We start from the raw sequence: 13,290 nt of genomic DNA, 5'->3' as shown, positions 1-13,290 counted from the left end.
CTTAAATCTAAAAATATTTGGGGTAAAAAAGGGGGAAATCACCAAATTCCCACAACAGGAGTTCATCGCTTAAGTATTGACCGAATACATTATTACTTTCCTTTCTTTTCAAACATACTACTTGACACCGGCAATAGAGAGGGAACAGAAAAGTAATATTCGATACCAAACAATTAAAAAAGGGCTCCAAACCAGAGCCCTTTTTATTGTTTTAAATCTTACTGACAACTATCAATACCCGGGATTCTGCGGAACAAGATTTGGATTGTTCTGCATTTCCGGAAGTGGATAAGGCATCAGATAATGCCTCGCCTGAAGTGCTTGATTAGAACTTGGATTTACATGTCCTTCAAACTGATCAAATCCATTCGTGGCTTCATTATATACTTTGCGCAGGCGAAGCATATCAAACCAGGTGATCTGCTCATAGCAGAGCTCATGCCATCTCTCTCTTAAGACTGCGTCTCTAAAAGTATCCGGAGTAAACCCACCCAGTGAAGGCGTAGTTAACTTAGCTCTGTCACGGATTCTTTTCAAACTCTCTACTGCCAGCGCATTTGGGCCTCCTACTTCATTTTGTGCTTCTGCATAAATCAAAAGCACTTCGGCAAATCTGATCAGAGGAACATTCAGGTTATTGGCTCTATTACCGGGTTTATCTTTCGTACCTAAGGCAAGCTGGTTAAAATGCTTGAAAATATACGGAGCCCCAAGGTCAAATTCTGCCCCACTGCCATTCTCATAATAAGTGGTGTAGAAAAAACCCTCTTGATTCTTAGCCCGAACATCCCCGGGCTCATACGAATTGTAGAATTCTATCGTAGGTACGGTACTTCCCGTTCCTGAAGGCCCTGCAAAAGTCACCGGTTTAAAGTTCGGAAACATATCGTTCATAGGATTCCCGGCAACGATCACGTTATATTGAATCATAAAAATATGCTCCAGCCTATTGTCATTTTCCTCATCATGAATCGCCTTGTAAGTAGGAAATAGATTAATTGATTCAGGGTTGCTATTGGCATAATCGACCACTTCCTTCGCTTTATCAGCCGCCAACTGATAATGGGTCATGCCTTTGCTTAGTGGAAATCCTGCCATTGTCAAATACACTTTGGCCAGCAATGATTTGGTCGCAGCCAAGGAGGCTCTTCCGCTGATATCCATCCAAGGCAATCCTGCTGCTTCAGCAGCCAACAAATCCTCTAAAATCAGTGCATAAACGGCTTCTTGACTAGCAGGTGCAGGTTTAAAGTCCTCTGATTCTATAGTCTGGGGAAGTGTGATCAGTGGCACATCGCCCCAAAGCCTTACCGCATAGAAGTAAGCCCAGGCGCGAAGAAATCTGGCTTCTCCCAACACCTTGGTCTTATGCGCCTCATCCATTGGAGTAATACCCGGAACCTTGTCCAATACCAAATTGGCTTGGGCTATTACCCGGTACAATCCATTCCACCAGTTGATCACATGCTGGGTTCGCCCGTCATAGATCAATCCGTATAAGTTGTTCAAATCTGAGTTTTGGGCAGTCTCCGTAGTAGAAGTCCCTGTAGGCGCTTCCAATAATTGCCAAGTAACAGAAAAGATTCCCGATCCCCCACCAATAAATCGTGTATCTGCATAGACTGCAGCCAGCGCTGCTTCTGCGTGATCAGGTATGGTATAAAAATTTTCAGGTTGCAAGTTCGAAGGATCTTTTTCCTCCAAAAAACTTGAACAGCCTACAAAACCTGTGATCAATGCTCCATAGAGGAACAACCTGCCTACTTTTACATTTATATATTTCATTTCGAATTTCGCTTTAAGTAAATGGATTAAAGTGTCACCTGAATACCGAACATGAAAATTGTTGGTTTCGGATAACTGTGCCAGTTCATGCCTTGTGAGAATACATTACTGTTAAGATCCCCGTTGGTGGGAGTTACTTCAGGATCGCCTACAATATCTTTGCCTGTCAGGAGAAAGAAATTCTGGGCAGAAGCATAAGCTCTTAATCTGCTTAATTTGATAGCGCTGGTCAAATTGGGCGGAAAATTATACCCTAGAAGCAAGTTTCTACCTCTCAAAAAAGAACCGTCTTTTACCCAATGGGAGTCTACGTTTGTCACATAACCTGCTCGTGTATCACGGATTTCTGCAATCGGGCTATTTTGATTTTCAGGAGTCCATGCATTCAATACAGATATGTAGCTATTCGCAAGTGCTTGCCTGTCTTCACTAGGATGCAATGTCATATCCAGGATGTCATTGCCTACACTGTATTGAAGTTCAACCGTAAGATCAAAATTGTATAATCTGAAAGTATTGGAAAAAGCTCCCCAGAAATCAGGATTGCCATTACCGATAATCATCCTATCCGAATCATTGATCGCCTTATCCCCATTTACGTCCAAATACTTCACATCACCGGGAAGCATAGTCAATCCATTTCTGTAACTCACAAATTCCGCTGCTTCCGCTCTCTCTGCCTCACTCCAAGTGCCCAATCTTACCAATCCCCAAAAAGATCCCACTGACTCACCTACTCTTATGATATTAGTCTGATTGGTAAAATTTGGTCCGCCTACTCCGAAAATATCTGCAGGGGTAGCTAGAGACAACACCTTATTTCTGTTAAGTGACAGGTTGAATGAGGTATTCCAACTGAAATTTTCCTTTTCGAAATTCACAGAGTTTAGTGTAAATTCTACTCCTTTGTTCTCCATAGAGCCTACGTTACTACGAAGGGTAGCGTACCCACTTGTTCTTGGCACGGGCGCATCCAATAGCATGTCCGTAGTTTTACGATAATAAAGGTCAACTTCTACGTTCAGACGGTTATTGAACATGCCCAGCTCAACTCCAAAATCTGTCTGAGCTGTTTTCTCCCATTTTAAATCCGGATTTGCCAATCTATTAAGGCCTGTTCCACCAACCTGAGCTTCGTTATATATAGCTGAATAGTTGGAACTTAACAGTGAAAGAGAAGAATAAGGCGGTATCTCAGAGTTGCCGGTCAATCCATAACTGGTTCTGACTTTCAGATTAGAAATGGTCTGATTCCCTTTCAGGAAGCCTTCTTCAGAAACTCTCCATGCCAATGCCGCCGATGGAAAAAAGGCATATTTATTATTCTCCCCGAACTTGGATGAACCATCCGCCCGGCCGGTTGCCGTAAACAGATATTTGTCAACCAATATGTAATTAATTCTGGCAAAATAGGAATTCAGTGCTTCTCTAGCCGCTCCCGATCCTACACGGGGAATCTGGCTACCTGCTCCTAAGTTGTTATAGGAAAAATAATCCGTAGCAAAGTTTTGTATACTGGAACTTAAGGAGGTAAAATTATTTTCCTGCCATGAAATCCCAAGAAGCCCGGTCACAGCATGCCTTTCCGCAAAGATCTTGTTATAGGTCAAATAGTTTTCCAATGACCAGAAAGAATCTTTTCTCATGCTTTTTGAAGCAGTTCCCCTTTCATTAATTGCCAAAGTTCTTGTCTGTGATTGATTGTTTTCCTGAGTAAGAATATTGACCCCTAGGGCGGTTCTCATTTCTAAAGCATCTGAAAACTTGATATTTGTGTATGCACTTCCCAGTGTAGTCTGTGTATTTAGAATATATTTTCTTCCTTGAAGCCTATGCATAGAACTCATAGTCCCTTCTGCAAAAGGATAGTCACGGTTATTGGCGAAGCTTCCATCTTCATATTTTACCGGCAAGAATGGAAAATCCTCTACCATCTGACGTGCTACTGCGTCATTAACATCGACCAAATTCTCGGATTGATTATTATAACTAAGACTACCTCCGACTGTCAACCAGCTTTTCACCTTGTCTTCCAAAGTGAACCGGGTGGAATACCTTTTCAGGTAAGAAGTCTGTACTAGCCCTTGATCATCTCTATATCCTAAAGAAAGGGAGTAAGAAGTACGCTCATTTCCTCCTGAAAAACCCAATTGATGGTTTTGCGAAAGTTTATTCTGGGTGGTTTCTTTCAGCCAATCTGTATCATAGAGCGGATTTCCCTGACTATCAAATATCCGCGGATCTGTTCTTCTCAAAGCCGGATTCAGATAGGCCCACTTTCCTGCATTCCATCCTTCCGGATCATATTTCTCCATATTTGCCCAGGCAAGATCTTCCACGGCGAGATACTGCCTGGCATTCAAAACCTTAGGTCTATTGGGGCCGATTATAGGGACGCTCAAATCTACGTTATAGGTTACACTTGCATCCCCTGATTTGCCCTTCTTAGTTGTTATAAGAATAACTCCATTGGCTCCCCTAGATCCATATATTGCTGTAGAAGAAGCATCCTTTAATACTTCCACTGATACAATATCATTTGGATTGATGTAGTCTATCGCATTGGTCTGCTGGTTTAAAGTACCCACAGGCATCTGAACCCCATCAATTACGTAAAGCGGATTGTTTGAGGAATTGATGGAGCTAAAGCCCCTGATTCTCACAGTAGTCCTTCCTCCCGGTCTTCCAGAGTTGTTGTTCACCTGCACACCTGAAACTCTACCGGCTAACGCCTGATTTAATGAGGATGCAGGACGTTCTCTAAGCGCCTCCGCACCTACAGATCCCACCGACCCTGTCAAATCGCTTCTTCTAGTGGTACCGTATCCAATCACAATCACTTCATCCAAGGCTGTAGCATCAGGTTGAAGTGTCACGTTGATCTCAGTTTGTGCACCTACAGTAAGTCGCTGAGGGGTATATCCTATATAAGAGAATATCAATTCCGCATCATCAGGAACCGTAAGGGAAAATTTACCATCAATATCCGTGATGGTTCCTAAAGTAGTTCCTGCCACAGAAACTGTAGCTCCGGGGAGGGGTAATCCGGTTTCATCAAATACTTTTCCTGTGACAGTTACATCTGCCACTTCCAAGATGGCTTCATTTGCATCCCTTGAAGAGATAGCCGCTGCATCCAACACATCTTTTTCTGCGGACTTTTCAATATCCGCTTGTTTTTTTTCTTCTCCGGTGATTTGATTATCTCCTGCTTGGCCCGCAAGGAGCAGAGGGCTAAATATTAGCTGTAGCATAAATCCATAAAGGATCCTTCTAGACTTCCACAAAAGTCGTCTACGTAAATTTATTTTCATGTTTTGAGAGGTTTATTATTATAGTTATTGACTTTAAACAATACTGTATATGCATCATAATACAGGTTCCGGTAGTGTGCAGCGAGGAATTTCCCGAAATATCAACTGCCCCTTATAAAGGTCTTCTGAAGTGTTACATAGACAATTAGTTTTAAATTTATGCTCAATTAAAAATCACACTCTTACCTGCACAGTTTACAATTGAAAACTGTATAACTAATTCACTTCTATAAAAAATAGGTTGCAGAGTTAAACTGCAAACCAATTAATCAATCTAAGAACTTTTGCTTTCAGATTTAAAGCAAATTATAATAAAACCCAATTATCAGAGGTCCATGAAAAAATGGACTCCAACAGCAATCAAAAACTTATACATCAAATCTATACGTCTTAAAAAGACGTGCTCATCCTAATGAAGAAAGTACCGGTTTCCTAAGAAAGCAAAACAACCTTTGGACGTTAATTGACTTTAAAAAAAACCGATAAATCCATACACTATCTCACCTACCAAATTAGAGAAAAAATTTAGCTTTCCAGATTCATTCAATAAAAAAATTGCAAAACTCACCCAAGCTTCAATCAATAGATTAGTTATTGCTTCCATTCGGACTAGGTGGTGTTTATACAATAACTTAAGTTAGATTAATGAAATGCTGATCCAGCCGCCGAAAACGGCACTTTTTAAGACACCTTAGGCTTTAAAATTCGGGTTGCTCTTAGCTGGATCCTGATATCATGAACGTGCAAAAATTTCTTTCTTCGCGCTATTAATGGAGATAGTCTAACGTCCGATTACTAAAAAAAATCTGTACGGTAATGATACACATGTTCACTGCAAATCAGCCTTAGCAACTTCAATGGCTTTTTTTTCAAATTGGAACAGCTATTGACTATATAAGTAAAAAAACAAAAAAATGATAAGCTTCTTACTCTGGTGTATTCTTTTTGTGCTCTGTTGGCCATTGGCTATTATAGGCTTATTTCTTTATCCTATCTTCTGGCTGATTTTGCTCCCTTTTAGACTTTTGGGCTTCGCTATAGATCTTTCTTTCGATTTTGTCCGAAATCTCTTTATGCTTCCATTCACTTTAGCAGGAAAGAGGTAGAACTTCCGGCTACTATTTTCGGTGATATTCCTTTACCAATTTCATAATCTTGTGAAAAATGGCCGAGTTTTCGTAAACGCCTCTGAAATCTCCCGAATGAGCTCCGTAAGCGAATACCGGAACCATAATTCCCGTATGATCATCGCTGTGATACCCCAGCTCCACAGTAGAAGAAGCCAGATCCCCCTGCGGAATGGAAACTCCACCTGTCTCGTGATCTGCCGTGATGATCAATAAGGTGTTTGGATTCGCATCTACATATCGGATTACGCTACCTATGACTTCGTCAAAATCCAACATCTCGGATACAATCATGGAAGTGCTGTTTGAATGTCCTCCCGAATCAATATTCGCAGCCTCCACCATCAAGAAGAACGGCATACCTTTTTTATCAAAAAAATCAAGCGCAAAAGCGGTGCTATTCAGCAAATAATCTCCTCTCCCATCCAGCTTTTTAGGCAAGGATTTCGGCGCGGCAAAATAGCCTATTCGACCCGCCTCTGTGATTTCTAAATTTTCACTCAGGACAAATCCTGCACTTTTCAATCTTTCTTTTTGGGATATAAACTTATCTCCTCCTCCACCTATAAATAAGTCTAATTTACTCTCTGGCAGATAAGCGGCAATCTGATCAGAATCATCACGCTCAGGATGATGAGCATAGAATGCCGCCGGGGTAGCCCCCGTCAATTGGTCCGTGGTAATGATCCCACTCGAGAAACCATACTCATCCAAAATATCCGGTAGATTGCTCAAGGGTCTTCCCTCAGTGTCTACTCCCAATGCACGGTTATTTGTTTTCTCTCCTGTCGCAAAGGCAGTCGCTCCTGCAGCCGAATCTGTGGTAAAATCATCCGCAGCCTGCGTTTTGACCAAGCCCATATTTTTCAGCTGTGTTAAACTGAGTTGATTGTCGTTAGCAACTAAAGCTGATGCTATCTGTGCCAATCCGTTTCCATCCCCGATCATCAAAATCACATTCTTCACCGGAACTTCCGCCCCATCCACCTCAAATTTTGGCCGGTAAACCTCATGCTTTGAGGTATTTTGATAGATATTTTCGCCCAATTTACTTAGGTATTCTGCCGCGTCTATAGGATGATCGGTATTGATATAGTCCTCGCCCATTTCATAAAATGCTTTCCATGCAGATTTACTGTCCGGAGAACCCCAAAATCTCACAGGTCTATCAAAACCATGAACCAAGTCAATGAAGTCCTGAACCTTTTTTCGCTCGCTTTCCACCATTCTTCCTTTTCCATTCCACACAGAAAACCGGCTAAAACTCAAACTCACCATTCCGATTTTGTCCCATGGCAAATCCTCAGTCAGTTCCAGACTTTGATAATCAAATAGCATCCAGTTCGGATAATTCCCATACTCCTCAGGTTTTGGCCTGTTGCCTGATACAATCAATTTCAAACCACCCGGATTATCAATGCTATAGAGCACATCTGAATAGTTCTTCATACTTTCCTCCAGCACTTTCAGCGTGGAATATGCCTCAGTCTTCAGATCTACCAGCAAATGAAAATCGACAGTGGGAATCACACCACTTTTTACTCCCTCAGTAATCGGATCTAAATACAGACTTTCGATGGTCTTCTTCGGATCAATGCTTTCAGGTTCATGCGCCGCCATCAGTTTTCCGTCTTTCAAAATCACATCTACTTCGATAGAAGCTGCCCCAGCCGAATATGCAGTCCAGAAAGGCACTTTTTGCAAGTAATCGTTGTGCGAGTGTATTTGAAATTGTGCTGAGTCTTGGGCAGAAGCCCCGAAGACCGTCAGAAGAAGGAGAACAGGAATAAAAAAGAATATACGCATTTCCAAAAATAGCTTTTTAATAGGATACGAAGACATACAGGAAGCTAAATGGCAAAGTCTTAACATATTGATAAAGTCAAAATTCCGTGCACCCCGGATGACTCCAGACATGAACATTAAAACTCCCTTAAAATAAAATAATTACGGCAAATCCTAACTTCCTCAAGCGCTATAAATTCATAACAAAAAGGTGACGCACTATTTCTGGAAATACTGCCAAAAAATCGAAAATTGCCAATTAAACTCAAAACAATGAAATCCGGCGTCTCCTTTATAATTTGGGCTTTTTGCCTATTCTTTTCATTGCATCTTTCTGCACAAAATCTAAAACTCAATCAGATCCAGGTAATCGGCAGTCACAACAGCTACAAAAGTGAAATGGCTCCTGAGCTATTGGAATATTTGGCAAAAGTAAATCCTGCTGCATCCCAGAGCCTTCAATATGCACATATCTCGCTGGAAGCACAGCTGGATATGGGTTTAAGGAACTTGGAACTGGATGTATTCCATGATCCGCAAGGAGGAAGATATGCTAATCCCAAAGGACTGGAAATCATAAAAAGCAGTGGGGGAACATTGCCGGACTACGATCCAACTGAGGCACTTTCCAAGCCGGGGCTAAAGCTTTTTCATGTGCAGGACCTGGATTTTCAATCCCATTATTTACTCTTTGCAAACGCGTTGAAAGCACTTAAGAAATGGAGTGAAAGCAACCCTGAACATTCTCCGATTTTTATATTGATCAATGCAAAAGATGGAAATATTCCCGGCACCCGCCCCACACTTCCCTTTACCGCTACAGCGCTCGATAGCATTGATTTGGAAATCAGGACACATTTGGGAATGGATAATCTGATCACTCCCGATCTCGTTAGAGGGGAATACGCTGATCTGGAAACTGCTATTCTCTCAGGAAACTGGCCAAGAGTGGATGAAGTAAGAGGTAAATTCCTTTTTGTTTTGGATGAAAATGAAGAAAAAATCGATCGATATCTCAGCGCCAAACCCTGGCTGAAAGATGCTGTGCTGTTTGTAAATAAGAAGGAAGGAAATCCTACAGCGGGGTTCCGGATAATAAACAATCCCATAAAAGATGAAGCATACATCCGTGATCTGGTCAAAAAGGGATATATGGTTAGAACCCGTGCAGACTCAGATACTAAAGAGGCCCGAGTGGATGATTACACTACATTCGAAAAAGCAAAGGTTTCAGGAGCACAGGTTATCACCACAGACTATTACCACACTTCAACTTTCTTCAAATCGGATTACAAAGTTAATTTTGAAGAAAACGTGTACGAAAGACCGAATCCGGTTTTGCCCAAAAACTAAAATCTCTGCTTCCTATTTTGAATAAAAACCACCTTATCCCAACGATTTTAGGAGCAGCATTGCAATTAGTCTGCTCCCACTCTCCACTGCTAGCCCAAACTAATGCTGCCGAAATAGCCTTTCTTTCCGACATACATCTTCAGGATGTTTATGCCGATTTGCAATCTGAAGATTTCAAAGGAGTTTTCAATCCTGCTACCGGCAAATTTGCCACGATTCGGACGATGAAGAGCCAGTTGAATTCTACGCGCCTTTTCAACGAAAATTACTTTGCCTTTATCAGCGCTTTGGAAGAACTAAAAACTAAAGGGATCCAAATAGTGGTTCTTCCCGGAGACTTCACTGATGACGGGCAGCCTATGAATGTCTTGGCTCTACGGAAAATCCTTGATCACTATGCTGAACATTCCGGGATGCGTTTCTTTTTGACCACCGGTAATCATGACCCTGTGAAGCCATATGGCGGAGTGGGCGGTAAAACTGACTTTCTCGGCACTGACGGATCAGAACAACCCATCGCGGGATCGGCAGACTTTTATTCCTCCGGAGATGTCGCCATATCTGAGCAAATCAACTTCTGGGGATACGAAGAAATCACGCATACACTGGGGGATTTTGGTTTTTTCCCCGACGAAAAAGACATCTTCTGGACACACCCATTTGAAGAATTTGACTACGAAAAGTATGACTTCCACCGGACAAACGCATCTGCTGATCTTGAAAGTCGGGTTTATCCCCTGGAAGGCTCCGGTTTATCGTTGCCGGACGCCAGCTATGTAGTAGAGCCTGTAGAAGGAATCTGGTTGCTGGCGCTGGACGGGAATGTTTATACCTATTCGGGAGGAGAAACCAATCCCAAGTGGAAAGGCTCCTCAATAGGGTTCAATCAAGCGGCAATTCATAAAAAACATCAGCTGGATTGGATCAGGAAAGTGACAAGCGAAGCAGAGAAAAGAGGAAAAATCGTGATCTCTTTCAGTCATTATCCATTGGTAGAATTCCATGACGGCGCTTCTGATGACATGAAATCCCTGTTTGGCACAAAAAAATTTCAACTAGAACGGGTTCCCCATACAGAAACCAGTAAGCTATATGCTGAAGCAGGCATCAAAATACACTTTGCCGGACATATGCATATCAATGACACCGGACTTTACCAAGATCAATCATCCAACACCATGTATAATATTCAAGTACCTTCCTTGGCTGCTTTTCCCCCAGCCTATAAAACGGCAAAAATCACCAACCGGAGCAAATTTGAGATTGAGACCATTTCTCTCACTGAAGTGGAACACATGAACGAATTCTTCGATCTATACCGGATGGAGCATCGCTGGCTGCTGGAAAATCAGAGCCCGGGAATTTGGGATAGTACGATTTTGGCTTCCAAGGACTATTTGGAATACACCAGAAATCATTTGCTGGAGTTGACAAGATCAAGATTTATTCCTTCCGATTGGCCGGAAAATCTTGCCCTGCTTCTGGGAAACTTATCAAATCAGGAACTGGATCAATGGAGCAAGATGGATGAAAAGGATGGAAACCATTTTCTTGGCGAAAAATTGAAAGCCCTGAAAACTAACTTTGACGCAGACAAAAAAGACCGGCATATCATCGATGATTTCTACCTATTAAAAAATGGGGATGAGTTAGGGAAAAAACTGATTCCAGCCAATAGGATTGCTTTTTATGAGGAGCTGCTTGCTACAGTTTCCGCCAAAACTTTGAGTACCGAAACCAATCTAACTAATGATCTCCTTCAGTTCTTTGGGATTTTCGAAAAGCTTATCCATTCACTTCCTTCCGATCATTTCTCCATCGATCTGAAAAACAATACCATTCATCGAATAGACTAACTTTCTCTTCATTCCCCCATTCGTGCTTTATCAATGTCCTCCATGCCGCCGTTTGTGTCGTCACGAATGGCCTACTTTTCGGTTTGTGAGACACAAACCGAGTTGGAGAGTGAGACACTCAAGATTATAATAAAAGCCGATGAGAATTGAATCTCATCGGCTTTTTTACGCCCCCGTTCGTGTCATCACGAACGGCACTCATTTCGGTTTGTGAAGACACAAACCGAGGCGAAGGACCTGTGACACAAACTGAGGCGGAGAGTGAGATACTCCAGAGGTTTTAATAACCTGGGTTTTGTACTAAAAATCCCGGTTCACTTGACGCACCGTCCATAGCTCTTTGGGGAATAGGGAATAACCGTTTGTTCACATTGGTATCATTCTTCTCCGTCCAGCTATCCTCATATTTACCAAAGCGTATTTGGTAGTTTCTTCTATGTCCTTCCCAATACAGCTCAAATCCGGATTCCCTGAAAAGCACATTCAGGTCAATTGAATTCAAAGGAGCCGGTGTCTGTGCCGGGCGAGCATTTCTGGAAGTCCTTAAGGTATTGATATCTTCCAATGCTCCGGCATTGTCTCCTTTTCTCAGTTTGGCTTCAGCACGCATCAAATAAATCTCTCCCAAGCGGATCAAGACTAAATCGACACTGCTAAAGTTACAACAATCAGGAGCTGTATGACTAAACTGATACTTTGAGAACCGGTACCCTGCATTATGCAAGCTGCCCTCATTTGTAAAATCAACTTTGAGTGTATGATCAACATAACGGATGTTTGCACCGCTGCTTCTTCTATTGATCACCGGGTATATTTTCACCTTTCCATCTGAGTCAGTCATTATATTTCCGCTCCCATCTTTTCTCGGTCCCCATATGATATTCCTGAGAATCCCTCTGTCTATTTCAAATTGTTTTGCGTCAATAGTATAGAAATGATTTGCATCATTCGTAGGATTTACCCCGGTAAGATCCTTTAGATTTTCAGGAATTATCGTGTTCTCTTTGAAGAAACGGGCATCGGCATCGGCAGGATCCACATTACCATAAGCTTCCACCCAAGTTTGAAAGAAATCCGGGGTTACCCCTACCGCATCGGTTCCACGTGTATTTGGGAATTCCGGTCTTGGGATCAGGTCTCCGGATATCGGCCAATAAGCCCATCGGCTATGTTCGTTCTGAAGTACCCCTCTTTGATCAAGAGAAAATATGATTTCAGGATTCTTATCGTTACCATCATCAAACAATTCAAAATATTCAGCAGACAATGAATAAGGCCCGCTGATAATTTCATTTGTGTATTGTATTACCTTATCCATATCCTCTGTTCTAAAATCAGGTGTACCATATGGATCTCTATACACGGCAGCATTCAGGTATAAACGCGCCAACAATGCACTTACTGCATGTTTGTTTAACCTACCGGGCCCCTTATTGCTATTGATCACATTCACTACTGACAATAACTCTGTCTCGATATAGCTGATTGCTTCTTGGCCTCTGAGAATTTCTGATAGTTGGTCAGAAGCATTTTTCTTGAAAACAAGTCCCCAATTGTCCAGTACCAGCATATTAAGGTAGGCCTTCATGGCAATCATTTCATACAAGGCGTCTTGGGCGGCTGAATTGCCATTTTCCACTTCCAATCGCAGTCTCTCCTCTGCCAAAACGGCCCTGGACAATGTCTGGGCTATGGCGGTCCAAGTATCTCCCACCAGACTATTGGTAGAAGTCATTAGATGCTGGTGGATCGCAAGAAACTTGCCTCCATCAAACCAATCCGTTCCTCCACGATAAGGAAGTATTCCCTCATCAGAAGCTACCTCTTGCAGTCCAAAATTGACTGTGTGCAACCACACCTGTCTTAGCATACCATATACGGGAGCAATGGATCCGCTTACAGCTTCCGCTTGGCCGGTTCCTGTCAATGACTCATCAAGGATTTCCTCATCCAAGTTGGTACAACTTAGAAATGCGAGTAAAAAAGCCGCTATGGGAAGGATTTTGTGAAATCTGATATTTTTCATGTGTTTATAATTATTTTCTATTGGCCACATGGAATCTCGCATGC

At 42.2% G+C, this 13,290-nt stretch carries 6 protein-coding genes; 2 read left to right on the top strand and 4 right to left on the bottom strand.

Annotated features, from left to right (window positions below; translation table 11 throughout):
* Nucleotides 1–231: 231 nt before the first annotated feature.
* The 3 genes from J2X69_RS11390 to J2X69_RS11380 form a co-directional block, all read right to left on the bottom strand.
* Nucleotides 232–1,785 (bottom strand): RagB/SusD family nutrient uptake outer membrane protein, encoded by a 1,554-nt coding sequence (locus J2X69_RS11390; RefSeq protein WP_310103259.1) that lies wholly within the window; start codon nucleotides 1,783–1,785, stop codon nucleotides 232–234.
* 26 nt (nucleotides 1,786–1,811) lie between these two features.
* The gene (locus J2X69_RS11385; RefSeq protein ID WP_310103256.1) at nucleotides 1,812–5,099 is read right to left on the bottom strand and encodes a TonB-dependent receptor; all 3,288 of its coding nucleotides are present in this window, start codon (nucleotides 5,097–5,099) and stop codon (nucleotides 1,812–1,814) included.
* 1,118 nt (nucleotides 5,100–6,217) lie between these two features.
* Nucleotides 6,218–8,032, bottom strand: a complete 1,815-nt coding sequence (locus J2X69_RS11380) for an alkaline phosphatase (RefSeq protein ID WP_310103254.1) — start codon at nucleotides 8,030–8,032, stop codon at nucleotides 6,218–6,220.
* Nucleotides 8,033–8,284: 252 nt separating this feature from the next.
* On the opposite strand from J2X69_RS11380, the gene J2X69_RS11375 reads away from it, so the two are divergent.
* Both J2X69_RS11375 and J2X69_RS11370 read left to right on the top strand, forming a co-directional pair.
* Nucleotides 8,285–9,364, top strand: coding sequence for a phosphatidylinositol-specific phospholipase C1-like protein (locus J2X69_RS11375; RefSeq protein WP_310103250.1), 1,080 nt, complete (start codon nucleotides 8,285–8,287; stop codon nucleotides 9,362–9,364).
* 17 nt (nucleotides 9,365–9,381) lie between these two features.
* Nucleotides 9,382–11,220 carry a metallophosphoesterase gene (locus J2X69_RS11370; RefSeq protein WP_310103247.1) on the top strand — a complete coding sequence of 613 codons (1,839 nt, stop codon included), beginning with the start codon at nucleotides 9,382–9,384 and terminating at the stop codon, nucleotides 11,218–11,220.
* Nucleotides 11,221–11,500: 280 nt separating this feature from the next.
* On the opposite strand, the gene J2X69_RS11365 is transcribed toward J2X69_RS11370, so the two are convergent.
* Nucleotides 11,501–13,246, bottom strand: a complete 1,746-nt coding sequence (locus J2X69_RS11365; RefSeq protein ID WP_310103245.1) for a RagB/SusD family nutrient uptake outer membrane protein — start codon at nucleotides 13,244–13,246, stop codon at nucleotides 11,501–11,503.
* Nucleotides 13,247–13,290: the final 44 nt, after the last annotated feature.

Origin of the sequence: Algoriphagus sp. 4150 (assembly GCF_031457395.1) — a bacterium.
GTDB lineage: Bacteria > Bacteroidota > Bacteroidia > Cytophagales > Cyclobacteriaceae > Algoriphagus.
This window is presented reverse-complemented; position numbering and strand designations above follow the sequence as displayed.